This is a genomic window from Pseudooceanicola nanhaiensis DSM 18065 (assembly GCF_000688295.1).
GTDB lineage: Bacteria > Pseudomonadota > Alphaproteobacteria > Rhodobacterales > Rhodobacteraceae > Pseudooceanicola > Pseudooceanicola nanhaiensis.
The window spans coordinates 1,833,564-1,857,214 of record NZ_JHZF01000011.1 but is presented as its reverse complement, the minus strand read 5'-3'; the positions used below and the strand labels follow the sequence as shown (position 1 = coordinate 1,857,214).

The following is a 23,651-nucleotide window of genomic DNA, read 5'->3' as shown; positions in this document are numbered from 1 at the left end:
ATCAAGGCGACCCAGAAGACGACCTGCACCGGCGTGGAAATGTTCCGCAAGCTGCTGGACCGCGGGGAAGCCGGCGACAACATCGGCGCGCTGCTGCGTGGCATCGACCGTGACGCGGTCGAGCGTGGCCAGGTACTCTGCAAGCCGGGCTCGGTGAAGCCGCACACGAAGTTCGAGGCCGAAGCCTACATCCTGACCAAGGACGAAGGTGGCCGCCACACGCCGTTCTTCGCGAACTACCGCCCGCAGTTCTACTTCCGGACCACCGACGTGACCGGGACCGTGCAGCTGGCCGAAGGCACCGAGATGGTCATGCCCGGGGACAACATCTCCTTCACCGTCGAGCTGATCGCCCCGATCGCGATGGAAGAGAAGCTCCGCTTCGCCATCCGTGAAGGCGGCCGCACCGTCGGTTCGGGCGTGGTCTCCAAGATCATCGAGTGATGGGTTCCGTGGCGGGGGCTTGACCTCCGCCGCCGCCTCGACTACGCGCCACGGCCTGTGCCGTGGCGCAGCACTTACGGGTTCGACGAGGGGGCGGGGTGGTCCTGCCTCCTCCTCTCAACTCCAACGCCGAAGAAGGCTGAATGACATGTCAGGTCAAACCATTCGCATCCGGCTGAAGGCATTCGATTACCGCGTCCTGGATTCCAGCACGCAGGAAATCGTCAACACGGCCAAGCGCACCGGCGCTCAGGTCCGTGGCCCGATCCCGCTGCCGAACAAGATCGAGAAGTTCACGGTTCTCCGTGGCCCTCACGTCGACAAGAAATCCCGCGACCAGTTCGAGATCCGCACCCACAAGCGGCTCCTGGACATCGTGGATCCGACCCCGCAGACGGTGGACGCGCTGATGAAGCTCGACCTCGCCGCCGGCGTGGATGTCGAGATCAAGGTTTAAGGAGGGTCCAACTGATGCTCCGTTCCGGTATCATCGCCAAGAAGGTGGGCATGACCCGCCTGTTCATGGAAGACGGGAAACAGATCCCGGTGACCGTGCTGCAGCTCGACGGCCTTCAGGTCATCGCGCAGCGCACCGCCGACGCGCACGGCTATTCGGCCGTTCAGCTCGGCGCCGGCACCGCGAAAGCCAAGCGCACCAGCCAGGCCATGCGTGGCCACTTCGCAGCCGCGAAGGTCGAGCCCAAGCGCAAGGTGGCAGAGTTCCGCGTCGACCCCGAGAACCTGATCGCCGTCGGTGAGGAAATCACCGCCGACCATTACTTCGAAGGCCAGTTCGTGGATGTCTCGGGCACCTCGATCGGTAAGGGCTTCGCCGGTGGCATGAAGCGCCACAACTTCGGCGGCCTGCGCGCCTCGCACGGTGTCTCGATCTCGCACCGGTCGCATGGTTCGACCGGTCAGTGTCAGGACCCGGGCAAGGTGTTCAAGGGCAAGAAGATGGCAGGCCACATGGGCGCCGTCCGTGTCACCACGCAGAACCTCCAGGTTGTGCGCACCGACAGCGAACGCGGCCTGATCATGGTCAAGGGCGCCGTCCCGGGCTCGAAGGGTGGCTGGGTCACGGTGAAGGACGCCGTGAAGAAGCCGTTCCCCGAGAACGCGATCCTGCCCGCCGCGCTGCGCTCGGCAGCCGAGGAGGCCCGCAAGGCCGCCGAGGAAGCTGCAGCCGCCGCTGAAGCCGAAGCCAAGGCCGCCGAAGAGGCAGCCGCAGCCGAACAGGCCGCTGCCGAAGAGGCAGCCCTGAAGGACGCGGAAGCCGACATCGCTGCCGACAAAGAGGGTGACGCTTCGGCCGAGCCCGAGAAGAAGGAAGGCGACGAATGAAACTCGACGTGATCAAACTGGACGGCGGCAAGGCCGGGTCGGTCGAGCTGACGGACGAGATCTTCGATCTCGAGCCGCGCGCCGACATCCTGCACCGTGTCGTCCGCTGGCAGCGCGCCCGCGCCCAGCAGGGGACCCACAAGGTCAAGACCCGCTCGGAAGTGAGCTACTCGACCAAGAAGATCTATCGCCAGAAGGGCACCGGCGGCGCACGCCACGGCTCCCGCAAGGCGCCGATCTTCCGCAAGGGTGGCATCTACAAGGGTCCGACCCCGCGCAGCCACGAGCACGATCTTCCCAAGAAGTTCCGTGCGCTCGGTCTCAAGCACGCCCTCTCCGCGAAAGCGAAGGCCGGCGCGCTGGTGATCATCGACGCGGCTGAATCCGAGGGCAAGACCGCCGCTCTGGCCAAGCAGGTCAGGGACCTGGGCTGGAAACGCGCCCTGATCATCGACGGTGCCGCCGTGAACGAGGGCTTCGCCCGCGCCGCGGCCAACATCGACGGTCTGGACGTCCTGCCGTCGATGGGCGCCAACGTCTATGACATCCTCAAGCGTGACACCCTGGTGATCACGAAGGCGGGTGTCGAAGCTCTGGAGGCTCGACTGAAATGAGCGCGAAGGCAGAACATTACGACGTGATCCGCAAGCCGGTCATCACCGAGAAGGCGACGATGGCTTCCGAAGCCAACGCCGTCGTCTTCGAAGTGTCGATGGCTGCGAACAAGCCGCAGATCAAGGAGGCCATCGAGGCGCTCTTCAATGTCAAGGTGAAGGCCGTGAACACGACCATCACCAAGGGCAAGCAGAAGCGCTTCCGGGGCATCATGGGTCGCCGCAACGACGTCAAGAAGGCCTACGTGACCCTCGAAGAGGGCAACACGATCGACGTGACCACCGGTCTCTGAGACCTTCTGGCAAGACCTTGATGGCCCCGGGACGTTCCCGGGGCCATCTGCATTGACCGCCGCTGACATCTCAGGGGCCCCTGAAGGAATGTGCCGGTGCCCGAGGGACCTGCAACCATCGTCTGGAACGAGGACGAGGCCTCGCGCCTTGCGCCGCAGCGGACGTTCCTGATCTTCGGGCTGCGCCGGGGCGGGACCACCTCGGTCGCGCTGGCGGCGCGCGAGCTCGGGCTCTACCTCGGCGAACAATATGCGGTGAACCTCGAGGACCAGGAGTTCCGCGAGTTCAAGGGCGTCGAGTCGATCCGCGCCACGATCGCGGCGCGCAATGCCGCGCATGACGTCTGGGGCTGGAAGCACCCGCAGCCGCTGCGCTACTTCGAGACGATCTACGACGATCTCAGGAATCCGCGGTTCATCTTCGTGACCCGGGACATGACCGCCACCGCGCTCGGCATCGCCAAGCGCGAGGTCATGACGGCGGATGCCGCGATCAACGATGTCGCGACCGTGCTGGGGCGCAATCTCGCGCTCCTGCGGCAGCTCAAGCGGCCGGCGCTCTTCGTGAGCTACGAGAAGCTTCTCCTGCGGCCCGAGGCGGTGATCCGCGAGTTGGCGGGCTTCCTCGGCATGGCCTGCGACGAGGCCACCTGCGCCCGGATCACGGGGCAGATCGTGCCGGGGCGCTACCAGCCGGAATCCCGCTACGGATGGCGCGGCAAACTGCGCGATACGGCGAGAATCTGGTTGACCTCCTGAAGGCGATGCAATAGGCGGCGACTCTCGAATTACAAGTTCGTTCGGCGGGCCGCGGCCCGCCGTTTCGCTGGAACCTTCGGGGTCCTACATCACCGGTCACCTTCGGGGGGCCATACATATAGGCGGGCCGGCCTGGCCGCACCCGCCGCTAGCAAACGGAAGACAGAAAGCATGGCACTCAAGTCGTACAAGCCGACGACGCCGGGCCAGCGCGGGCTGGTGCTGATCGACCGTTCGGAGCTGTACAAAGGACGCCCCGTCAAAGCCCTCACCCAGGGTCTGACGAAGTCGGGCGGCCGGAACAACACCGGACGAATCACGATGCGCCGCATGGGCGGCGGGGCGAAACGCCTCTATCGGATCGTTGATTTCAAACGCACCAAGTTCGACGTCGAAGGCGTCGTGATGCGGATCGAATATGACCCGAACCGCACCGCCTTCATCGCGCTGATCCAGTATACCGACGGCGAAAAGGCCTACATCCTCGCGCCCCAGCGTCTGGGCGTCGGCGACAAGGTCGTCTCGGCACAGCGGGCCGACATCAAGCCGGGCAACGCGATGCCGTTCTCGGGCATGCCGATCGGTACCATCGTCCACAACATCGAGCTGAAGCCCGGCAAGGGCGGCCAGATCGCACGCGCCGCGGGCACCTATGCCCAGTTCGTCGGTCGTGACGGCGGCTACGCGCAGATCCGGCTGTCCTCGGGCGAGCTGCGTCTCGTGCGCCAGGAATGCATGGCCACCGTCGGTGCCGTGTCGAACCCGGACAACTCGAACCAGAACATCGGCAAGGCCGGCCGCAACCGCCACAAGGGCATCCGCCCGAGCGTCCGCGGCGTCGTGATGAACCCGATCGACCACCCGCACGGCGGTGGTGAAGGTCGGACCTCGGGTGGTCGTCACCCGGTCACGCCCTGGGGCAAGCCGACCAAGGGTGCACGCACCCGCGACAAGAACAAGGCGTCCTCGCGGCTCATCATCCGCTCGCGTCACGCCAAGAAGAAAGGGCGCTGATCATGTCTCGCGCAGTATGGAAAGGCCCCTTCGTCGATGCCTACGTCCTGAAGAAGGCCGAGGCGTCCCGCGAATCCGGGCGCAACGAAGTCATCAAGATCTGGTCGCGCCGCTCGACGATCCTGCCCCAGTTCGTGGGCCTGACGTTTGGCGTCTACAACGGCCACAAGCACATCCCCGTCAATGTCACCGAGGACATGATCGGTCAGAAGTTCGGTGAGTACTCGCCGACTCGGACCTACTACGGTCATGCCGCGGACAAGAAAGCGAAGCGGAAATAAGCCATGAGCAAGGATAAGAATCCCCGCCGCGTGGCTGACAACGAAGCAATGGCGAAAGTCCGGATGCTTCGCACCAGCCCTCAGAAACTGAACCTGGTGGCTCAGCTGATCCGCGGCAAGAAGGTCGAGAAAGCGCTCAGCGATCTGACCTTCTCGAAGAAGCGCATCTCGGACGACGTGAAGAAGTGCCTTCAGTCGGCCATCGCCAATGCCGAGAACAACCACAACCTCGACGTCGATGAGCTCATCGTCGCAGAGGCCTATGTGGGCAAGAACCTCGTCATGAAGCGTGGTCGTCCCCGGGCGCGTGGCCGCTACGGCAAGATCATGAAACCGTTCAGCGAACTCACCATCAAGGTGCGTCAGATCGAGGAGCAAGCCTGATGGGTCAGAAAGTCAATCCGATCGGCATGCGGCTCCAGGTCAACCGCACCTGGGACAGCCGCTGGTACGCCGACAGCAAGGATTACGGCGATCTTCTTCTCGAAGACGTCCGCATCCGTGAGTTCATCAAGGAAGAGTGCAAGGCCGCCGGCGTTGCGCGTGTGATCATCGAGCGTCCGCACAAGAAGTGCCGCGTCACGATCCACACCGCCCGTCCGGGTGTCATCATCGGCAAGAAGGGCGCCGACATCGAGGTGCTTCGCAAGAAGATCGCCAAGATGACGGACAGCGAACTGCACCTGAACATCGTCGAAGTGCGCAAGCCCGAGATGGACGCGCAGCTCGTCGGTGAATCGATCGCACAGCAGCTCGAGCGCCGGGTTTCGTTCCGTCGCGCGATGAAGCGTGCGGTGCAGAACGCCATGCGCATGGGTGCCCTCGGCATCCGCGTCAACGTCGCGGGCCGCCTCGGCGGCGCCGAGATCGCGCGGACCGAATGGTATCGTGAGGGCCGCGTGCCGCTTCACACCCTGCGTGCCGATATCGATTACGCACATTCCGAAGCGACGACCCCCTACGGGATCATCGGCATCAAGGTCTGGATCTTCAAAGGCGAGATCATGGAACACGACCCGCAGGCTCGTGACCGTCGCGCCCAGGAAATCCAGGACGGTCCGGCGCCCCGCGGCGGCCGTGGCCGGTAAGGAGGAACCGAGATGCTTCAACCGAAACGAACGAAGTTCCGCAAGCAGTTCAAGGGCCGCATCCATGGTGAGGCCAAGGGCGGTTCGGACCTGAACTTCGGCCATTATGGCCTGAAATCCACCGAGCCGGAGCGGATCACCGCCCGGCAGATCGAGGCCGCACGTCGTGCCCTCACGCGTCACATGAAGCGTCAGGGCCGTGTCTGGATCCGGATCTTCCCGGATACCCCGGTGACCTCGAAACCCACCGAGGTTCGGATGGGTAAAGGTAAGGGTTCGGTCGATTACTGGGCCTGCAAGGTGAAACCGGGCCGGATCATGTTCGAGATCGACGGCGTCGCCGAGGACATCGCCCGCGAAGCGCTGCGCCTCGCGTCGATGAAACTGCCGGTCAAGACCCGGATCGTGGTCCGCGAGGACTGGTAACCGGCGGCGTCGCCGGGTGCGCGGCAGTCGCGTCTGCAAGCAGACGCGACGAGAGCGGCACCCGGTCGAGGTCACGGCTGACAATACCGAGAGGGCGGGGGAAACCCCGCCCTTTTCTCGTGCCGGGTGGCGCGTGTGAGCACGCACCCTGCAAAGATCCTACAGGCGCCGCTTGCGTAGAGGGGAGCGAGAAGGGCCGCGCCCTCCCTCGGGTGGGCGCGCCGACCCCCTTGGTCAGCGCCACATCGTCACGCTCACGCCGGTGGTTCGGTGCCAAGCGGCACCGATGCGCCCTCCCGGGGGGGAGGGAGGGCGCGGCCCGGCGTGCCGCCGGGCCAACCCCGGCTCGAACGGCGTGCCTCCACCTCTCCATTGGCCACCGCCGCCGATCCGCGCTATGTCGGCCCGGAACGTCACCGGAGCCTTCCCATGTCCGACATCAAGTCCCTCTTCGCCACCCGCCTCTACCGCGCCGCGCTGTCCGAACAGGGCGATCCGATCGACACGAACGAGCTTGAGGCTTCCTGCTATTCGATCGCCGAGGATGACGAGGCGGGTCAGCAATGGTGCGAGGAGAACGGCTATCCCGGCTACACCTCCTATGCCTCGCTCACCGACCTGGGCTGGCGCTTCCCGATCTTCGCCGACCTGATCGCGGTGCTGGACCGCCACGTGCAGGCCTTCGCCCGGGACCTGGAGTTCGATCTCGGCGACCGGGCGCTGAAGCTAGAGGACATCTGGATCAACATCCTGCCCGAGGGCGGCACCCACGGCTCGCACATCCATCCGCATTCGGTGATCTCGGGCACCACCTATGTCGCCATGCCCGAGGGCGCGAGCGCGCTCAAGCTCGAGGATCCGCGCCTGCCGATGATGATGGCCGCCCCGACGCGGCAGAAGGGCGCGCGCGAAGAACTGCGCAGCTTCGTCTATGTCGCGCCGAAGCCGGGCGAGGTGCTGCTCTGGGAAAGCTGGCTGCGCCACGAAGTGCCGATGAACCTGTCCGAGGAAGACCGCATCTCGGTCTCCTTCAACTATTCCTGGGGTTGAGATCATGTCCGACGTCGCCACCCGCCCGCTCTTCGACCTCGCGCTCGAGGTCGGCCCGCCCTTCGACCTGCGCCACCCGGACGGGACGGGGCGCTACGTCTTCCACGTCACCGGCGGCACGTTCCGGGGCGATCGGCTGGAGGGCAGGGTGCTGCCCGTCAGCGGCGACTGGGTCCGCGTGGAGCGCGGCCATGCCCGGATCGACGTCCGCCTGCTGATGGAGACGGGGGACGGGGCGCTGATCTACATGACCTATCGCGGCATCAACACGATCGGGCCGGAGCACCGGGCGAAGATGGCGGCGGGCGAAGCGCTCGACCCCGCGAGCTACTATTTCCGCACCGCCCCGATGTTCGAGACGGCGGACCCGCGCTACGACTGGCTGAACCGGGTCGTGGCCGTCGGGCTGGGCGAGCGCACGCCGACGGAGGTGCGCTACGCCGTGCACGAGCTTCTCTGAGCGGGGATCAGTCCGAGGGCACGAAGCCCACGTTGCCGATCGTCGTGTTGCGCCAGCGGTCGCGGTTCTTCAGCACGCCGTTCACGATGTAGAGGTCGCGGACCATGTAGCGGGTCACGGTCTGCTGCGCCGGGTCCTTGATGAGGATGAAATCCTCCTGCTCCAACGGCGTCTGCGGGCTGATCAGCTCGAAATACTCGGGATCGGATTGCTCGGCGAGCAGCGTCATCACCATCAGGATCTCGTCGTACTCGGTGATCCGGTCGTCGAGGAAATAGCAGATCGCCTCGGATCCCAGGAGCGCGGCGCCGACGGCGATGCCCACGGGCGCGGCCCCGGCAAGCGCGCCTGCGACGCTGGCGCCCGCCCCGGAGGAGCCCACCATCGTCGCGCCGGTGGCGACGTTGGTGAGGGTGAGCACGCCCGCATCCTTCAGCGGCTTGCTGGTGTCGCGGGCGAAATCCGCGGCCGCGGTGCCGGCGCTGCCGAGCACCGTGCTGAGGCGATAGTCGCAGATCGAGGCCAGTGAGGGGGTGGCCGTCGCGAGGAAGGCCGCGCAGAGCGCGCCGGTCCGGAGGGTCATTCGTCTCTCCAACGTCGGGGATGGGGGTGGGGGAGTCGCACGCCCGGATATCCCCCGGCCACGCCCGCGATTCAAGCCGTTGCGGGGAGAGTTGAGCGAAGTGTGATCGCCCCGCCGCGGCCTCCGGCGCGCCGCCGCCGCGGGGCGCGGGGCTCCGCCGGTCGCGCCCCGGTTGCAACCGGCGGCACGCACCACGATATGAGGGCAGGGCGCCGGCGCAGGTCCGGGGCCGGGATTAAAGGGTTGCCATCATGGGCCAAGCCATGTATCGGGCAGCCTCCACTACCAAACTCCGCCGGAATCAGGGTGACCCTGTAAGGGGCCTGCCGGTGATGTTGAAAAAGGATCATAGAGCATGAGCGCTCAAGAGCTTCGGGACAAGACCCCGGATCAGCTCCGCGAGGAGCTGGCATCGCTGAAGAAAGAGCAATTCAACCTGCGCTTTCAGCAGGCCACAGGCCAACTGGAAAACCCCGCACGGATGCGCGCAGCCCGCCGTCAGGCAGCCCGCGTGAAAACCATCCTGAACGAAAAAGCCAAAGCGGCCGCGGAGTAAGACCAGATGCCCAAACGTATCCTGCAAGGGGTCGTGACCAGCGACCAGAACGCCCAGACCGTCACCGTGTCGGTGGAACGCCGCTTCACGCACCCGGTTCTGAAGAAAACCATCCGTAAGTCCAAGAAATACCGGGCTCACGACGAGAACAACACCTTCAAGGTGGGTGACTCGGTCCGCATCCAGGAATGCGCGCCCAAGTCCAAGACGAAACGCTGGGAGGTGGTGGCCGAATAAGCCGCCTCTTCGCAGTTTTATCGAAACCCTGGGGGCCAAGAACCAGAACAGCCCCCAAAGGTCGGGAGAAACCACATGATCCAGATGCAGACCAATCTGGATGTCGCTGACAACTCCGGCGCTCGCCGGGTTCAGTGCATCAAGGTCCTGGGTGGTTCCAAGCGTAAATACGCAAGCGTGGGCGACATCATCGTCGTCTCCGTCAAGGAAGCCATCCCGCGCGGCCGCGTGAAGAAGGGGGACGTCCGCAAGGCCGTCGTCGTTCGCACCGCGAAAGAGGTCCGTCGCGAAGACGGCACCGCGATCCGCTTCGATCGCAACGCCGCCGTCATCCTGAACAACAACAACGAGCCGGTCGGCACCCGTATCTTCGGGCCGGTGGTTCGTGAGCTGCGCGCGAAGAACTTCATGAAGATCATCTCGCTCGCGCCGGAGGTGCTGTAATGGCTGCCAAACTCCGCAAGGGCGACAAGGTCGTCGTGCTCGCCGGCAAGGACAAGGGCAAGGAGGGTGAAATCACCTCCGTCGACCCGAAGACCGGCAAGGCCATCGTGTCGGGCATCAACATGGCCATCCGCCACACCAAGCAGAGCCAGACCAGCCAGGGTGGCCGCATCCCTCAGGCGATGCCGATCCAGCTGTCGAACCTGGCCCTGATCGACGCAAACGGCAAAGCGACCCGCGTCGGCTTCCGCATGGATGGCGACAAGAAGGTCCGTTTCGCCAAGACCACGGGGGACGCGATCGATGCTTGATACCGCAACCTACACCCCGCGCCTGCGCCAGCAGTTCCGCGACACGATCAAGGCCGCTCTGAAAGAAGAGTTCGGCTACAAGAACGACATGCAGATCCCGCGTCTGGACAAGATCGTCCTGAACATCGGCTGCGGTGCCGAAGCCGTGCGCGACAGCAAGAAGGCGAAGTCGGCCCAGGAAGACCTGACCGCCATCGCCGGCCAGAAGGCCGTCGTCACCAAGGCGAAGAAATCGATCGCGGGCTTCCGTGTCCGTGAAGAGATGCCGCTCGGCGCCAAGGTCACCCTGCGCGGCGACCGCATGTACGACTTCCTCGATCGCCTGATCACCGTCGCAATGCCCCGTATCCGCGACTTCCGCGGCGTCTCGGGCAAATCGTTCGACGGCCGTGGCAACTATGCCATGGGCATGAAGGAACACATCGTGTTCCCCGAGATCAACTTCGACAAGGTCGACGAGGTCTGGGGCCTGGACATCATCATCTGCACCACCGCAGGGACCGATGCCGAGGCGAAGTCGCTGCTGAAGCACTTCAACATGCCGTTCAACAGCTGATCGCGCCAAGGAGAGATTGATATGGCTAAAAAATCCATGATCGAGCGCGAAAAGAAACGCGAACGGCTGGTGAAGAAATACGCCGCCAAGCGTGAAGCGCTTAAAGAAATCGTCAATGACCAGTCGAAGCCGATGGAAGAGCGTTTCCGCGCCTCCATGAAGCTGGCCGAGCTGCCCCGCAACTCGTCCCCGACCCGTCTTCACAACCGCTGCCAGCTGACCGGCCGCCCGCACGCTTACTACCGTAAGCTCAAGGTGTCCCGGATCATGCTGCGGGAGCTTGGCTCGAACGGCCAGATCCCCGGCCTCGTGAAATCCAGCTGGTAAGGAGGGCAGAGATATGAACGATCCTATCGGCGATATGCTCACCCGCATCCGCAACAGCCAGCTGCGCGGCAAGTCCACCGTCTCCACGCCGGCCTCCAAGCTGCGCGCCTGGGTGCTGGACGTGCTGGCGGACGAAGGCTACATCCGCGGCTACGAGACGGGCACGGACAAGAACGGTCACCCGACCCTCGAGATCAGCCTGAAATACTTCGATGGCGCCCCCGTCATTCGCGAGGTCAAGCGGGTTTCGACCCCCGGCCGCCGCGTCTACATGAGCGTCAAGGACATCCCCTCGGTCCGTCAGGGCCTGGGCGTGTCGATTGTCAGCACGTCCAAGGGCGTGATGTCGGATGCAGCAGCCCGCTCCGCCAATGTCGGCGGTGAGGTGCTCTGCACGGTATTCTAAGGAGGGTCCTATGTCTCGTATTGGCAAGAAACCCGTCGAACTGCCGTCCGGCGTCTCCGCGTCCATGTCGGGCCAGACGGTGGAAGTCAAAGGGCCGAAAGGCTCCCACAGCTTCACCGCGACCGACGACGTCACGATCAAGATCGAGGACAACACCGTCACGGTCACGCCGCGCGGCAAGTCCAAGCGCGCGCTCCAGCAGTGGGGCATGAGCCGCACGATGGTCGCGAACATGGTCCAGGGCGTCTCGAGCGGCTTCAAGAAGGAGCTCGAGATCAACGGCGTGGGTTACCGGGCGCAGATGCAGGGCAACACCCTGAAGCTGAACCTCGGCTACTCGCACGATGTCGATTTCGAAGTGCCGGCGGGCGTCACCGTGACGACCCCGAAGCAGACCGAGATCGTGATCGAGGGATCCGACCCGCAACTCGTCGGCCAGGTCGCGGCAAACATCCGCGAATGGCGTGCGCCCGAGCCCTACAAGGGCAAGGGGATCAAGTACAAGGACGAGTACATCTTCCGCAAGGAAGGCAAGAAGAAGTAAGGACGGCGAACATGGCAAGCAGCAAACGTCAACTGTTCCTGAAGCGCCGCCTGCGCAACCGGAACAAGCTCCGCGCGGTGAACGCCGGCCGTCTTCGGCTGTCGGTGCACCGCTCCAACAAGAACATCAGCGCCCAGCTCATCGACGATGTGCAGGGGGTGACCGTGGCCGCGGCCTCCTCTCTCGAGAAGGACCTCGGCGTCGTCGGCAAGAACAACATCGAGGCCGCCCAGAAGGTGGGTGCCGCGATCGCCGAACGCGCCAAGAAAGCGGGCGTGGACGAAGCCTACTTCGACCGCGGCGGTTTCCTGTTCCACGGCAAGGTGAAGGCTCTGGCCGACGCCGCGCGTGAAGGCGGGCTGAAGATCTGAGTGGGCCGGTGCGTGCAGAGCGCGCACCCGACACCTGAACCTGCGGGGCGCGCGTGTGTATGGCGCGCGCTTCGTCTTCCGAGGGCACGCAACGTGCCCCGATGATCCGGGCGGCGCTTCGCCGCACCAAGGATCGGACAAACCGGGCGGCCACCGCCCATGATGTGAAAAGGAGAGCCAATGGCTCGTGATGACAACCGCCGGGACCGCCGCGACCGCGAGGAAGCCCCGGAATTTGCAGATCGCCTCGTCGCGATCAACCGTGTCTCCAAGACCGTCAAGGGTGGTAAGCGCTTCGGCTTCGCCGCTCTCGTCGTCGTCGGCGACCAGAAGGGCCGTGTCGGCTTCGGCAAGGGCAAGGCCAAGGAGGTCCCCGAGGCCATCCGCAAGGCGACCGAGCAGGCGAAGCGCCAGATGATCCGCGTGCCGCTGCGCGAGGGCCGCACCCTGCACCACGACATGGAAGGCCGCCACGGCGCCGGCCGCGTCGTGATGCGCACCGCACCGCACGGGACCGGGATCATCGCCGGTGGTCCGATGCGTGCCGTCTTCGAGATGCTGGGCGTGCACGACGTGGTCGCCAAGTCGATCGGGTCGCAGAACCCCTACAACATGATCCGCGCCACGCTGAACGGCCTCACCAAAGAGAGCTCGCCCCGCATGGTGGCTCAGCGCCGCGGCAAGAAAGTCGCCGACATCCTGCCCAAGCGTGAAGACGCGCCGGCGGAATCGTCGCAAGTGGCCGAGGAGGCCTGATCCAGATGGCAACCATCGTCGTGAAACAGATCGGCTCGCCGATCCGCCGCCCGCAGGTCCAGCGCCAGACCCTCATCGGTCTCGGCCTGAACAAGATGCACAAAACCCGCGAGTTGGAAGACACCCCGGCCGTGCGCGGCATGATCAAGAAGATCCCGCACCTGGTCGAGATCGTCGAGGAGAAGGCGTAAGCCTTCCCCGGCCAGACGGTCGATGAACGAACGCCCCCGGCTCAGGCCGGGGGCGTTTTTCGTTGTCGTGTGACGTGACCGATCACCGGACACCCAAGCGTCGCCTGCAGCGCGTCGACCAGTTCGTCCACCGTCTCGGTCGTGACGAAGAGCCCGCCGGTCTTCTCGGCGAGGCAGCGCGCGACGGTGCGTTCGGGCGTCGCGATCTCCTGCTCGGGGTTGTTCCAGGTCCAGAAATCGACCTCGACCCGGAAGCCGATGACATGGACTGTCAGCCACGGCGCCGCCTCCGCAAGCTGCGTGCCGAGCGCGCAGGGCCGGCCGCCGCAGGTCTCGTTCCCGTCGGTGACCACGACGATCACGCCGGGGCGTTCGCGCCAGGCAAGCGCATCGGCCGCCCGCTGCACTGCCCCTGCGAGCGGGGTCAGCCCGCCGGGCTCCAGGGCCTCCACCGCCGCGACGATGGCCGGCCCGGCGCCGGGTCTCGGCCCGAACCGGAGGTCGATGGCGCAGGCCTCCGCACCGGCGCCGTAGACCACGAGGCCGAGGCGCCGGTAGGGCGCGATGTCGGGGATCGCGCGGGCCACGGCGAGGCGCGCCTCCTCGATCCGGGTCGCGGCCGTGGCGTCCATCCCGATCTCGGACATCGAGTTCGATCCGTCGAAGACCAGCATCGCGTCCTCCGCGCAGGCCGCGTCGCGTGCCGGGGCAGGGGGCGCCACCGCGGTGGCCGCCAGGGCGAAGGCCGCAAGGCGGGCCGTCAGAATGGAATGGGGGCGGTGCATCCCCTGATGACACACCGCCCCCGTTCCGAAATCAATCGGGCTCTCGCCCTCAGGCCGCCTTGGGCCGCCGCGCCCGGTTCCGGTTGCGCTGCCCCGAGGGCTTGCCCTGCGACTTGGGTGCGCCGTGGCCCTGCGGCTTGCGTCCGCCGCCACCACCGCCGCCGCTCCGGCGCTGGCCGCCGGGCTTGCCACGACCGCCGCCGCCGCCGCCACGCTTCGCGGGCTTGATCTCTTCCGAGGGCGCCCAGGGCGTGCCGCCGGCGACCGGCAGCTGCCGGCCGATCAGCTTCTGGATGTCACGCAGTTCGCCCATCTCGGCTTCCGAGCAATAGGCGATCGCGGTGCCGTCCCGGCCCGCCCGCGCGGTCCGGCCGATGCGGTGGACGTAGTTGTCCGCGACGTTCGGCAGTTCCCAGTTGTAGACGTATCGCACCTCGGGGATGTCGATGCCGCGGGCGGCGACGTCGGTCGCGACCAGCACCTTCATCTCGCCTTCGCGGAACGCCTTCAGCGCACGGTCGCGCTGGCCCTGGCTCTTGTTGCCGTGGATCGAGGCGGCGGCGAAACCGGCCGAGACCAGCGTCTTCATCAGCCGTTCGGCCCCGTGCTTGGTGCGGGCGAAGACCAGCGCGGCCTCGTCCGGGTGCTTGCCGAGATGCTCGATCAGCAGCGCCGTCTTGCCGCCCTGCGAGATGAAGTGCACGCATTGGTCGATCTTCTCGACCGGCTTGCCCGGGGGCGCGGTTTCGACGCGGACCGGGTCCGTCAGGTAGGCGCTGGCGATCTCGTTCATCTGCTTCGGCATGGTGGCCGAGAACAGCATCGTCTGGCGCTCCTTCGGCAGCAGCGGCGCGATCTGGCGCAGCGCGTGGATGAAGCCGAGGTCGAGCATCTGGTCCGCCTCGTCGAGCACGAGGAAGCGGGTCTGGTCTAGCCGCACGGCCTTGCGGTCCAGGAGGTCGATCAGGCGGCCCGGGGTCGCGACCAGCAGGTCGGTGCCGCGCATGAGCCGGCTGACCTGCGCGTTGATCGAGCCGCCGCCGACGACGAGGCCGATGCGGACCGAGGTGCCCTCGGAATAGGCGCGCAGGTTGTCGAGGATCTGCTTGGCGAGCTCGCGGGTCGGCGCAAGGATCAGGCCGCGCACCGATTTCGCCTCGGGCTTGCCCTCCATGCGCATGATGGCGGAGAGCAGGGGCAGGCCGAAGGCCGCGGTCTTGCCGGTGCCGGTCTGGGCGAGGCCCATCACGTCGCGGCCGTTCATCGCGTGCGGGATGGCCTGTTTCTGGATCGGGGAGGGTTCGGTGATCCCGAGCCCGGTGAGGTTGATGGCGAGGCGGGACGGCAGTCCCAGCATGTCGAAGTCCAAAAGACGTCCTTTCGTGCGGACGGCAGGATGGCCGGCCGCTGACAAGCGGGCGCCCGGCGCGTTGCGGCCGGGGGCGTCACTCGTGGGTTGTGTCCGGAATTCGCCTTCGGGGCCGGATTGCCGCCGAAGCCGTCAGGACACCGGACCCCCGCGTGAATTGGGAACCTGTTGAGAAGATGTGCCGGCGTGGCCCCTTGGGGGCCGGGCTGATCTGCTCACGCGGCAGTATCGGCACGAAACCGCATATGGGGCCTCTGCCGCGCCGTGTCAATCCGGAAAGGGCGGGGCTCAGCCCCGGTGTGCCCCGTCGGCCAGGCTGCGCACGAAGTCGAGCACCTCGGCCACCGGCTTGCCGGTCGCGGCCTCGGCCACGATGGCGGAACCCACCACCGCGCCATCCGCGACGCCCGCGATCTGCTCGGCGCCCTCCGGCGTCTTGATGCCGAACCCCACGATGACCGGCAGGTCGGTGGCGGCCTTGATCCGCGCGACCTCGGGGGCGACGTCGGAGGCCTGCGCCTCGGCCGAGCCGGTGATGCCGGTGATCGAGACGTAATAGACGAAGCCGGAGGTGTTCTTCAGCACCGCCGGAAGCCGCTTGTCGTCGGTCGTGGGGGTCGCGAGGCGGATGAAATTCAGGCCCGCCGCCTGCGCGGGGATGCAGAGCTCGTCATCCTCCTCGGGCGGCAGGTCGACGACGATCAGCCCGTCGACGCCCGCCTTCGTCGCATCGGCGAGGAACCGGTCGACGCCGCGGTTGTAGATCGGGTTGTAGTAGCCCATCAGCACGATCGGCGTCTCGTTTCCGGCGGCGCGGAAGGCGGTGACCATGTCGAGCGTCTTCTGCAGCGTCATGCCGCCTTCGAGCGCGCGCTGGCCGGCAAGCTGGATCGTCGGCCCGTCGGCCATCGGGTCGGTGAAGGGCACGCCCAGCTCGATGATGTCGACCCCCGCGCCCGGCAGGCCCGCCAGCAGCTCGGAGGACCGTTCGATGTCCGGATCGCCCGCCATCACGTAGGCGACGAAGGCCTTGCGCTTCTCGGCCCGGAGCCGGGTGAACAGGTCGTCGATACGGCTCATCGGCCCCTCCGTCATGCAATCCGGGCCGGAGTGCCGCATCGGAGGGCAAAGATCAAGCGTCCGGGGCCTCGGAGGGCATGGCGGAGATCATCCAGTGGGTGCCGTAGCGATCGCGCACCATGCCGAAGGCGGGCGAGAAGAAGTTCGCCGCCATCTCCTGGATCACGTCGCCGTCCTGAAGGAGCGCGGCGAACCAGCGCTGCGCGGTTTCCACGTCCGGGGCCGATTGCATGACCGAGACCGCCTTCTGCGGATCGCCCTCGAGACCGGGCGGGAAATCCGAGGCCATCAGCTTGCCGTCGCCGATGGTGAGCTCTCCGTGGATCAGGTGCGGCACGGATGCCCAGTCGTCGGGCGCGTCCGGGGCGTCGCCGTAGCGCATGACCTGAAGGTCGGTGCCGCCGAAGACATCCCTGTAGAACGCGAGCGCCTCGCCGCATTCACCGTTCTGGAAGTGGAGATAGGGGATCGTCGGCATCACGCGGCCTCGGGCTCGTCTGCCATGATCATCCAGCGCGTGCCGTAGCGGTCGGTGAGCGAGCCGAAGGCGGGGGCGAAGAAGGTGGGCTCGAGCGGCATCCGGACCTCGCCGCCCTCGGCGAGCACGGCGAAGACCCGGTGCGCCTCTTCCAGCGTCGGGAAGGAAACCGAGATGTTGCAGCCCGCCATCGCCGGGGTTTCCGAGGTCATGTCGTCGCTGGCGTAGATCCACCCGGCGCCGACCTTCAGCGCGGCATGCATCACCGTCTCGTCCTCCATCGGCGGCATCCGGGAGCGGACCTCGGGCGGCATGGTGCCGACGGCGAGGATCTCGGGCTCCTCCGAGCCGAAGGTGGCGGCGTAGAAGCGCATGGCCTCGGCGCAGGTGCCGGGAAAGAAGAGGTAGACGATGGGTTGCATGGCGATATCCTCCGGTGCCACGCCGGGGACGGGCGCCGCGCCACAACCAGGGCAGCGGCTTTCTTGCTGGTCAAGGGGCATGGGGCCCGCGGGGCTTGACCGCGGCACCCCCCTCACCCTAGATGCGCGCGCAATTCCCCAACGTGTCGAGAGAGGTCTGCCATGGGTTTCAGAATGGGTATCGTCGGTCTGCCGAACGTCGGCAAGTCGACCCTGTTCAACGCGCTGACGAAGACCGCCGCGGCGCAGGCGGCGAACTTCCCGTTCTGCACCATCGAGCCCAACGTGGGCGAGGTGAACGTGCCGGACGCGCGGCTCGACACGCTGGCGGGGATCGCGAAATCGGCGAGCATCATCCCCACCCGGATGACCTTCGTCGACATCGCGGGGCTGGTGAAGGGCGCGTCCAAGGGCGAGGGCCTCGGCAACCAGTTCCTGGCCAACATCCGCGAGACCGACGCCATCGCCCACGTGCTGCGCTGCTTCGAGGACGGCGACATCACCCATGTGGAGGGGCGGGTCGATCCGGTCGCCGATGCCGAGGTGATCGAGACGGAACTCATGCTCTCGGACCTCGAGTCGATCGAGAAGCGCCGGGCGAACCTCGTCCGCAAGCTCAAGGGCAACGACAAGGAAGCGCAGCAGCAGGACCGGCTGCTCGCCGCCGCGCAGGCCGCGCTGGAAGAGGGCAACCCCGCCCGCACCGTCGCGGTCGATGCCGAGGACGCGAAGGCGTGGAAGGGGCTCCAGCTCATCACCACGAAGCCGGTGCTCTACGTGTGCAACGTGGCGGAAGAGGACGCGGCCAACGGCAACGCCTTCTCGGAGGCGGTCGCGAAGATGGCGGCGGAGCAGGGGGCGGGCCATGTCGTCATCTCGGCCCGGATCGAGGAGGAGATCAGCCAGCTCGACGCCGAGGAGGCCGAGATGTTCCTCTCCGAGATGGGGCTCGAGGAACCCGGCCTCGACCGGCTGATCCGCGCGGGCTACGAGCTTTTGCACCTCGAGACCTATTTCACCGTCGGCCCGAAGGAGGCGCGCGCCTGGACCATCCGCAAGGGCACGGCCGCGCCGCAGGCGGCCGGTGTGATCCATGGCGATTTCGAGAAGGGTTTCATCCGCGCCGAGACCATCGCCTACGAGGATTACGTCGCCGGCAAGGGCGAGCAGGGGGCGAAGGAAGCCGGCAAGATGCGGGCCGAGGGCAAGAGCTACATCGTCAAGGACGGCGATGTGATGCACTTCCTCTTCAACACCTGACGGGGGGCGCATGGCCGAAACGTCGACGGCCCGCCCCAAAAGGGACGGGCCGCACTGCCCGGGAAGACATTCCCGGGCACGGGTGGCAGGGACAGGGACAGCCACCCGGTAATCCGGATCGTTACCGGACCACGGTCACCACCTGGCGGTCAGCGTTCACCACGACCGGCACGCCGTTCAGGTAGACGTACTGGTAGTCGCTTTCCGGGATCGCCTGCAGCTGGACTTCCTGCGGGACGACGACGCCACGGACGACTTCACCCTGCACGTAGACCGGCTCGACCGGGTTCTGCTGCACGTAGGTCACGACCTTCTCTTCGTCGGCGGTCAGGGCGCCGGTGAACAGGCCGGCGCCGACCGCGGCCGCGATCGTGGCGGGGCCACCGGCGGCTGCGAGCGCCAGGATGCCGCCCATGGTGCCGCCTGCGAGCGCGCCGCCCACTTCGGCTTCCTTGTCCTCGACCTCGACGGTCTGGATCGAAAGCGCCTCACGGTTGTCGTAGACGACGACCGGGTCGGCTGCGCCTTCCATCGAGGCGTTCAGGTAGGCGCCGTAGGCCCAGCCTTCCTGACCTTCGTAGGAGACCTTGCACCACTGGCTGTTCGAAGCGCATTCCGAGACGGAGACCATGGCTTCGCCCGGGATCACGCTGATGATCTCGGCTGCCGGCCCGGGGCCTGCACGCAGGTTGAGGTCGGTGGTGGCGGTGGCATCGGTTGCCGCAAGCGCGGTCGTCGCGGTGAGCATGCCGATCGTGGAGGCGAAGGCGATACGTTTGAACATCGTTACATCCTTTCGTTAAGCCGATCCGGCGGACCATCCCGCCGTCGGTATGCCCCCACAACAGCCACCGAGCGGGTCAGTTCCGCGCCATTTCAGGGGCTTGGCGGAAAGCTGCGCATCACATTCAAGATATCGAAATAAGGTTTCCGGGCCGGAACCGAAACGCGATTGCGCCCTCGCCGAGGCTCTGCGCGGCATGGTTGAAGGATTGGTTTTCAGCTCACCCAAGGGGGCAGGCGCCCGCGTGGCATCCCTAGTCGCGCGCGCCCATCCCGCGCAGCGTCACGTCGAGATAGGCCTGCGCGGCGTCCTCTGCGGTCATGCCGCCGTCGGTCCGCATCCAGCGGGCGAGGTCGTTCACCGCCGAAAGCAGCATCCGCGTCACCAGCGTCGCGCTCACCTCGGAGCTCAGCAGCCCGCGGTCCATCGCGTCCTGGAACCGGTCCCGCAGCATGTGCTCGAATTCCCGCCGCATCCGGCCGATCCGCTCGCGCCGCTCGGGGTCGGTGATCGAATGGAAGCTGTGGCGGGCGGTGATCCAGCCGGTCCGGTCCGCATCCATCCGGCGGGCATGGGCGAGCACGAAGAGCCGCACCTGTTCCACCGGGTCGTCGGAGCCCGCGATCGCCTCGCGCATCGCCGCGTTCAGCCGGGTCATCCGTTCGGTCACGACGTGCTCGTAGAGCTCTTCCTTGTCCGAGAAATGGTAATAGAGCGCGGGCTTGGTCAGCCCCGCCGCATCCGCGATGTCCCGGATCGAGGTGCCGTCGAACCCGTTCCGGGCAAAGAGCCCCATGGCGATGCGCAGGATCTCGTCGCGGCGCGAGGCGCGCCCGCCGTTGCGTTCGGTCGTCTCGGTGGCGGTCGCCTGTCTGGGAACGTCCTGCATCGCGTCGGCCCTGCCTGCTGTGTTGTGCCGGGGTGCGCCGTCTCTACCCGGCCTCGCGCCGGGGTCAAGCCTCAGCCCGCCCCGGTCGCCGCGTCAGGCCGAGAGGTTCGACAGCCCCGCGCGGATCAGCCCGGTCAGGGCCGCCGTGCGCGGCGCCACCCGTTCGCGCGGACCCTCGATCGCGAGCACCAGCATGTCACCCGCCGCCCCGTGCCGGATCTGGCTGGCCACCGCCATCAGCCCGGGGCAGGACCCCGCGCCGACATAACCGCCCGAGCGCCGCCCCTCGGCGATCTCGGCGATCCGGGCGGCGATGTCGACGGGCGCCTCGTGCTCGGCCCGCTCGGCGTTGAGCCGGGTCAGGATGCGGCGGATCTGCAGGTCCTCCAGCATCGCCAGCAGGGCCGCCCCGGCGGCGCTGCGGGCAAGGTCGTGCTGGCAGCCGGCGGTGACGTGGGGGGGCTGCCCGGTCTCGTCGGCGACATAGATCACCTGCACCCGGTTGGCGTTCATCCGGGCCAGCAGGACGGTTTCCTGCGTGTGGCGCGAGAGCCCGTGCGCGAGGTTCACGATCGCGCCCTGCCGCACCAGCGAGGGATCGAGCCAGGCGCCCAGAAGCCCGGTGCGCCGGGTCAGGCGATAGGTCCGCTCCTGCCGGTCATGCTGGAGATAGCCCATCACCACCATGCTGCGCAGCAGGGCCGAGGTGCTGGACTGCGGGTAGTTCAGCGCATGGGCGATCTCGGAGATGCTGACCTCGCGCCGGACGTGGTCGAAATACTCGAGGATCTGGATGGTGCGCGCCGCGGATTTCACCACCTCGGCGGGCAGTTCGCTGCGGAAGGACGGCTGCGGAACGACCGCGCCCTCCATATGGCTGTGGGCTTCTGCGTGAATCATGTTCTCCTCCCGAAACGCGGCGCGGCCCCCGGACGGATCTCCTCCTGTCCCGCGCCGGGGTGGCACGGGTGCGATCCTGTCGACCGATGAGTCGCTGTAGCTGACTGAACGGTAGTTAAGTAATATTGTTCCGCAGCGTCAAGACGCCACCCACGCCGCTCTGCGGCATGGGCGGGCGGCTGCGGAAAAGCGCTCAGCCGTGGTCGGTCAGGCCGGCCTCGAAGCGGATCGGCGTGCCGTGCGGCGTGGCCAGCGCGGCGCGCTGCCAGGTCTCGGTCGTCTCGGCCAGAAGCGCCGGATCGGTCAGGCCGGTCCGTGTGGTCATCTCTTCCAGCGCGTCGAGCCAGGCGGCGTAATACTGCGCCATGTGCGCGGCCGAGGAGGCGCCGTCGGGCAGGGCTGTCGCGCCGTGCAGCCGGGTCGAGAGCGCCTCGGCCCAGTCGGTCCACGAGAAGACGCCCGCCGCATGGAGGGAGACGGTCATCGCGAAGGCCTTGGCCTGCCACGGCTCGGCGAACCAGGGCGCCGTCTCGCCATCGGTCACGCCGGGGATGCGGGGGGTGTCAGACGCGTTCAAGGTAGGGCTCCCATGCGTCGAACGTGACCTCGTCCGCCGGGTTCTCGGCGACCGCGCCCCAGAGCGTGCCGGCGTCGAAGACCACCGTATAAAGCCACTCCGCCGCCGCCCGGTCGCCCTTGGCGCTTTCGTCGGCGAAGGCGTGGAACCCCTGCACATGGGCGATGCGGCCGACCTTGTCGCGCGCATAGGCGGGCAGGCGGGTGTGACCGCGCGGCTGGAGGTTCTTCGTCCGCACCACGTCGCCCGGCCTGTAGACCGGTTCGCGCCCCTGCGGATCGCGGTCGACGGGACCGCCGCGGGCCAGCATCGGGCCGACCTCGGCGGCGGGGAGGCAGCGGTTCGGCGGCACCGTGTCGTTCCGGACCGGCCCGCCCGCCAGCTCGTCCTCCGTCACCAGCCCGCGCTCGGCCAGCAGCCGGGTCAGGGCGGCGAGCCAGATGCCGAAATAGCCGAGTTGGTGATATTCGAGCGGCGTCCGGTCCTCGCGGGCGAAGCGGCCTTCGTCGATCGTCCAGTGACCGCCGAAGCCTGCCGCCACAGTGATGGCCATGGCCCGCGCTTCCCAGCCTTCCGCCCCGGCGTGGTAATGGCCGTCATGCGCCGCGGGTGCGACCGGGCCGAATCCGTGGGCCCCGCCGATGTCGTGCGGGCCGTTCATGCGGCCTCCGGCGCCAGAGCGAGGCCGGTTCCGATCATGCTGTCGCGGGTCACGAGCCCCGCCAGCGCGTCGACGGACATCCCCTCGGTCCCGTCGGGGCGCATGGGGATCACGAGGTAGCGCATCTCGGCCGTCGAATCCCAGACCCGGACGGCGGTCTCCTCGGGCAGGGTCACGCCGAACTCGGCCAGAACCGCGCGGGGTTCGCGGACGGCGCGGGCGCGGTAGGGCATGGACTTGTACCACACGGGCGGCATGCCCAGCACCGACCAGGGGTAGCAGGAGCACAGGGTGCAGACGACCATGTTGTGCCGCTCGGGCGTGTTGAAGACGGCCATCATGTGCTCGCCCTGCCGCCCGGTGAAGCCCATCGAGCCGATGGCGGCGGTGGCGTCCCTCTCCAGCCAGTCGCGGAACTCGGGATCGGTCCAGGCGCGCGCGACCACGGCGGCGCCGTTCCGGGGGCCGACCCTGGTCTCGTAGGTCTCGATGATCTCGTCCAGCGCGGCGCTCTCGACGATGCCCTTCCGCGTGAGCAGGGTCTCCAGCGCCATGACGCGCGCGGTCATGTCGTCAAGCTCGCTGTGGTCATGGGGGTGATCGTGGGGCATCGGCGGGTCCTCCGGCTCTGTCCCACATGCCTAGCAAGCCGCGAGGGAGGCGTCCATCGCTCAGCCGCGGGCCATGAGGCGGGCAACCAGCTCCGGCAGCAGCCTGTCGAGGGCGAGGACCGCGCGCGACGGCCCCGGCGCGATGCGGGGGCGGCCCCGCTCGATGCCGTCGAGGATCGCCCGCGCCATCGTTTCGGGCGGCATCTTCGCCGCGCCGCGACCCGCGGTCATCTGCGTGTCGACCAGCGGCGGAAGCGCCTCGATCACGGTGATACCGCGCGGGCCGAGCTGGTGGCGCATCGAGCGGGTCAGGGAGGCCAGCCCGGCCTTGGAGGCGCAATAGACCGGGGCCGAGGGCTTGGGATGCCGGGCCAGCAGGGAGGTGACGTTCACCACCGTCGCCCCGCGCGGCAGCTGCGGGAGCAAGGCGCAGGTCAGGTGCAGCGGCGCGACGAGGTTCAGGGCGATCTCGCGCTCCGCCGCCGCCGGGTCGGGATCGGCAAGGTCGAGCGCCTGCTGGATGCCGGCGTTGTTCACCAGCGCATGCAGCGGCATGGTCACGGCGGCGGCAGCACGGGCGATCCCGTCGCGCCCTGCCAGATCGGCGGTGATCTGCGTGACGCCCGGCGCGGGCCGCGCCGCAAAATGGCGGGCGACGGCGATGACGGGGCGGCCGCGGGCGGCGCAGAGGGCGGTCAGCGCGGCGCCGATGCCGCGGCTGGCGCCGGTGACGAGGATGGGGTTCATGACGGTCTCCGGACAGGCGATGCCTCGGGGATA

38 protein-coding genes are annotated in these 23,651 nt (G+C 67.2%); 25 read left to right on the top strand and 13 right to left on the bottom strand.

Annotated elements, in window-relative coordinates:
* From Q344_RS0110150 to Q344_RS0110090, 13 genes are all read left to right on the top strand, one after another.
* A partial coding sequence (locus tag Q344_RS0110150) for an EF-Tu C-terminal domain-related protein (RefSeq protein ID WP_028286597.1) occupies positions 1–444 on the top strand: 444 nt, incomplete at its 5' end.
* A 148-nt stretch (positions 445–592) separates the two neighbouring features.
* A complete protein-coding gene (gene rpsJ / locus Q344_RS0110145; protein ID WP_028286596.1) occupies positions 593–901 on the top strand; it encodes a 30S ribosomal protein S10 in 309 nt (102 codons plus the stop codon).
* A gap of 14 nt (positions 902–915) precedes the next feature.
* Positions 916–1,788, top strand: coding sequence for a 50S ribosomal protein L3 (gene rplC / locus Q344_RS0110140; protein ID WP_036538584.1), 873 nt, complete (start codon positions 916–918; stop codon positions 1,786–1,788).
* Positions 1,785–2,402, top strand: a complete 618-nt coding sequence (gene rplD / locus Q344_RS0110135; protein ID WP_028286594.1) for a 50S ribosomal protein L4 — start codon at positions 1,785–1,787, stop codon at positions 2,400–2,402. The genes rplC and rplD overlap by 4 nt, the downstream gene beginning before the upstream one ends.
* Positions 2,399–2,695 carry a 50S ribosomal protein L23 gene (locus Q344_RS0110130; RefSeq protein WP_028286593.1) on the top strand — a complete coding sequence of 99 codons (297 nt, stop codon included), beginning with the start codon at positions 2,399–2,401 and terminating at the stop codon, positions 2,693–2,695. Before rplD ends, Q344_RS0110130 begins: the two co-directional genes overlap by 4 nt.
* A gap of 96 nt (positions 2,696–2,791) precedes the next feature.
* Complete coding sequence (locus Q344_RS0110125) at positions 2,792–3,454, top strand: sulfotransferase (protein ID WP_028286592.1); 663 nt, start codon at positions 2,792–2,794, stop codon at positions 3,452–3,454.
* Positions 3,455–3,625: 171 nt separating this feature from the next.
* Positions 3,626–4,468, top strand: a complete 843-nt coding sequence (gene rplB, locus Q344_RS0110120) for a 50S ribosomal protein L2 (protein WP_028286591.1) — start codon at positions 3,626–3,628, stop codon at positions 4,466–4,468.
* A 2-nt stretch (positions 4,469–4,470) separates the two neighbouring features.
* On the top strand, positions 4,471–4,749 hold the full coding sequence (gene rpsS / locus Q344_RS0110115; RefSeq protein ID WP_028286590.1) for a 30S ribosomal protein S19: 279 nt from the start codon (positions 4,471–4,473) through the stop codon (positions 4,747–4,749).
* 3 nt (positions 4,750–4,752) lie between these two features.
* Positions 4,753–5,133: a 50S ribosomal protein L22 gene (gene rplV, locus Q344_RS0110110; RefSeq protein ID WP_036538580.1), complete on the top strand. Its 381-nt coding sequence runs from the start codon at positions 4,753–4,755 to the stop codon at positions 5,131–5,133.
* Positions 5,133–5,837 carry a 30S ribosomal protein S3 gene (gene rpsC, locus Q344_RS0110105; RefSeq protein WP_028286588.1) on the top strand — a complete coding sequence of 235 codons (705 nt, stop codon included), beginning with the start codon at positions 5,133–5,135 and terminating at the stop codon, positions 5,835–5,837. The genes rplV and rpsC overlap by 1 nt, the downstream gene beginning before the upstream one ends.
* 12 nt (positions 5,838–5,849) lie before the next feature.
* Entirely contained in the window at positions 5,850–6,263 is a 414-nt protein-coding gene (gene rplP / locus Q344_RS0110100; RefSeq protein ID WP_028286587.1) for a 50S ribosomal protein L16, read from the top strand.
* Between the two features lie 429 nt (positions 6,264–6,692).
* The gene (locus Q344_RS0110095; protein ID WP_028286586.1) at positions 6,693–7,313 is read left to right on the top strand and encodes a 2OG-Fe(II) oxygenase family protein; all 621 of its coding nucleotides are present in this window, start codon (positions 6,693–6,695) and stop codon (positions 7,311–7,313) included.
* A 4-nt stretch (positions 7,314–7,317) separates the two neighbouring features.
* Complete coding sequence (locus tag Q344_RS0110090) at positions 7,318–7,773, top strand: DUF3237 domain-containing protein (protein WP_028286585.1); 456 nt, start codon at positions 7,318–7,320, stop codon at positions 7,771–7,773.
* A gap of 7 nt (positions 7,774–7,780) precedes the next feature.
* Here Q344_RS0110090 and Q344_RS0110085 read toward each other — a convergent pair whose 3' ends face one another.
* Positions 7,781–8,356, bottom strand: a complete 576-nt coding sequence (locus Q344_RS0110085; RefSeq protein WP_028286584.1) for a hypothetical protein — start codon at positions 8,354–8,356, stop codon at positions 7,781–7,783.
* Between the two features lie 355 nt (positions 8,357–8,711).
* On the opposite strand from Q344_RS0110085, the gene rpmC reads away from it, so the two are divergent.
* The 11 genes from rpmC (at position 8,712) to rpmD (ending at position 13,055) form a co-directional block, all read left to right on the top strand.
* Positions 8,712–8,912: a 50S ribosomal protein L29 gene (gene rpmC, locus Q344_RS0110080; protein WP_028286583.1), complete on the top strand. Its 201-nt coding sequence runs from the start codon at positions 8,712–8,714 to the stop codon at positions 8,910–8,912.
* A gap of 6 nt (positions 8,913–8,918) precedes the next feature.
* Entirely contained in the window at positions 8,919–9,149 is a 231-nt protein-coding gene (gene rpsQ, locus Q344_RS0110075) for a 30S ribosomal protein S17 (RefSeq protein ID WP_028286582.1), read from the top strand.
* 75 nt (positions 9,150–9,224) lie between these two features.
* The gene (gene rplN, locus Q344_RS0110070) at positions 9,225–9,593 is read left to right on the top strand and encodes a 50S ribosomal protein L14 (protein WP_005621870.1); all 369 of its coding nucleotides are present in this window, start codon (positions 9,225–9,227) and stop codon (positions 9,591–9,593) included.
* Positions 9,593–9,904, top strand: coding sequence for a 50S ribosomal protein L24 (gene rplX / locus Q344_RS0110065; RefSeq protein WP_028286581.1), 312 nt, complete (start codon positions 9,593–9,595; stop codon positions 9,902–9,904). Before rplN ends, rplX begins: the two co-directional genes overlap by 1 nt.
* Entirely contained in the window at positions 9,897–10,460 is a 564-nt protein-coding gene (gene rplE / locus Q344_RS0110060) for a 50S ribosomal protein L5 (protein ID WP_028286580.1), read from the top strand. Before rplX ends, rplE begins: the two co-directional genes overlap by 8 nt.
* Positions 10,461–10,481: 21 nt before the next feature.
* Positions 10,482–10,787: a 30S ribosomal protein S14 gene (gene rpsN, locus Q344_RS0110055; protein ID WP_028286579.1), complete on the top strand. Its 306-nt coding sequence runs from the start codon at positions 10,482–10,484 to the stop codon at positions 10,785–10,787.
* Positions 10,788–10,800: 13 nt separating this feature from the next.
* Complete coding sequence (gene rpsH, locus Q344_RS0110050) at positions 10,801–11,193, top strand: 30S ribosomal protein S8 (RefSeq protein ID WP_028286578.1); 393 nt, start codon at positions 10,801–10,803, stop codon at positions 11,191–11,193.
* Positions 11,194–11,203: 10 nt separating this feature from the next.
* The gene (gene rplF, locus Q344_RS0110045; RefSeq protein ID WP_028286577.1) at positions 11,204–11,737 is read left to right on the top strand and encodes a 50S ribosomal protein L6; all 534 of its coding nucleotides are present in this window, start codon (positions 11,204–11,206) and stop codon (positions 11,735–11,737) included.
* An 11-nt stretch (positions 11,738–11,748) separates the two neighbouring features.
* A complete protein-coding gene (gene rplR / locus Q344_RS0110040; protein ID WP_028286576.1) occupies positions 11,749–12,108 on the top strand; it encodes a 50S ribosomal protein L18 in 360 nt (119 codons plus the stop codon).
* A 180-nt stretch (positions 12,109–12,288) separates the two neighbouring features.
* Entirely contained in the window at positions 12,289–12,864 is a 576-nt protein-coding gene (gene rpsE, locus Q344_RS0110035) for a 30S ribosomal protein S5 (protein ID WP_028286575.1), read from the top strand.
* A 5-nt stretch (positions 12,865–12,869) separates the two neighbouring features.
* Entirely contained in the window at positions 12,870–13,055 is a 186-nt protein-coding gene (gene rpmD / locus Q344_RS0110030; RefSeq protein WP_028286574.1) for a 50S ribosomal protein L30, read from the top strand.
* A gap of 41 nt (positions 13,056–13,096) precedes the next feature.
* Here rpmD and Q344_RS0110025 read toward each other — a convergent pair whose 3' ends face one another.
* The 5 genes from Q344_RS0110025 to Q344_RS0110005 all read right to left on the bottom strand — a co-directional run bounded on the left by Q344_RS0110025 (position 13,097) and on the right by Q344_RS0110005 (position 17,189).
* Positions 13,097–13,840, bottom strand: a complete 744-nt coding sequence (locus Q344_RS0110025; protein ID WP_229669157.1) for a vWA domain-containing protein — start codon at positions 13,838–13,840, stop codon at positions 13,097–13,099.
* Between the two features lie 49 nt (positions 13,841–13,889).
* On the bottom strand, positions 13,890–15,197 hold the full coding sequence (locus tag Q344_RS0110020) for a DEAD/DEAH box helicase (RefSeq protein ID WP_036539012.1): 1,308 nt from the start codon (positions 15,195–15,197) through the stop codon (positions 13,890–13,892).
* Between the two features lie 300 nt (positions 15,198–15,497).
* Positions 15,498–16,289 (bottom strand): tryptophan synthase subunit alpha, encoded by a 792-nt coding sequence (gene trpA, locus Q344_RS0110015; protein ID WP_028286571.1) that lies wholly within the window; start codon positions 16,287–16,289, stop codon positions 15,498–15,500.
* Between the two features lie 52 nt (positions 16,290–16,341).
* A complete protein-coding gene (locus Q344_RS0110010) occupies positions 16,342–16,767 on the bottom strand; it encodes a VOC family protein (RefSeq protein WP_028286570.1) in 426 nt (141 codons plus the stop codon).
* Positions 16,767–17,189 (bottom strand): VOC family protein, encoded by a 423-nt coding sequence (locus Q344_RS0110005; protein WP_036538570.1) that lies wholly within the window; start codon positions 17,187–17,189, stop codon positions 16,767–16,769. The genes Q344_RS0110010 and Q344_RS0110005 overlap by 1 nt, the downstream gene beginning before the upstream one ends.
* 162 nt (positions 17,190–17,351) lie before the next feature.
* On the opposite strand from Q344_RS0110005, the gene ychF reads away from it, so the two are divergent.
* Positions 17,352–18,449 (top strand): redox-regulated ATPase YchF, encoded by a 1,098-nt coding sequence (gene ychF / locus Q344_RS0110000; RefSeq protein WP_028286568.1) that lies wholly within the window; start codon positions 17,352–17,354, stop codon positions 18,447–18,449.
* A 121-nt stretch (positions 18,450–18,570) separates the two neighbouring features.
* On the opposite strand, the gene Q344_RS0109995 is transcribed toward ychF, so the two are convergent.
* From Q344_RS0109995 to Q344_RS0109965, 7 genes are all read right to left on the bottom strand, one after another.
* The gene (locus Q344_RS0109995; protein ID WP_028286567.1) at positions 18,571–19,233 is read right to left on the bottom strand and encodes a DUF1236 domain-containing protein; all 663 of its coding nucleotides are present in this window, start codon (positions 19,231–19,233) and stop codon (positions 18,571–18,573) included.
* A gap of 253 nt (positions 19,234–19,486) precedes the next feature.
* Complete coding sequence (locus Q344_RS0109990) at positions 19,487–20,122, bottom strand: TetR/AcrR family transcriptional regulator (RefSeq protein WP_028286566.1); 636 nt, start codon at positions 20,120–20,122, stop codon at positions 19,487–19,489.
* A gap of 93 nt (positions 20,123–20,215) precedes the next feature.
* Positions 20,216–21,022, bottom strand: coding sequence for a helix-turn-helix domain-containing protein (locus tag Q344_RS23660; RefSeq protein WP_084178351.1), 807 nt, complete (start codon positions 21,020–21,022; stop codon positions 20,216–20,218).
* 193 nt (positions 21,023–21,215) lie between these two features.
* On the bottom strand, positions 21,216–21,599 hold the full coding sequence (locus Q344_RS0109980; RefSeq protein WP_028286565.1) for a nitrile hydratase accessory protein: 384 nt from the start codon (positions 21,597–21,599) through the stop codon (positions 21,216–21,218).
* Positions 21,586–22,260 (bottom strand): nitrile hydratase subunit beta, encoded by a 675-nt coding sequence (gene nthB, locus Q344_RS26460; protein WP_028286564.1) that lies wholly within the window; start codon positions 22,258–22,260, stop codon positions 21,586–21,588. Before nthB ends, Q344_RS0109980 begins: the two co-directional genes overlap by 14 nt.
* A complete protein-coding gene (nthA, locus tag Q344_RS0109970) occupies positions 22,257–22,871 on the bottom strand; it encodes a nitrile hydratase subunit alpha (RefSeq protein ID WP_028286563.1) in 615 nt (204 codons plus the stop codon). The genes nthB and nthA overlap by 4 nt, the downstream gene beginning before the upstream one ends.
* Before the next feature lie 60 nt (positions 22,872–22,931).
* Positions 22,932–23,618 carry an SDR family NAD(P)-dependent oxidoreductase gene (locus Q344_RS0109965; protein WP_036538567.1) on the bottom strand — a complete coding sequence of 229 codons (687 nt, stop codon included), beginning with the start codon at positions 23,616–23,618 and terminating at the stop codon, positions 22,932–22,934.
* Between the last annotated feature and the right edge of the window lie 33 nt (positions 23,619–23,651).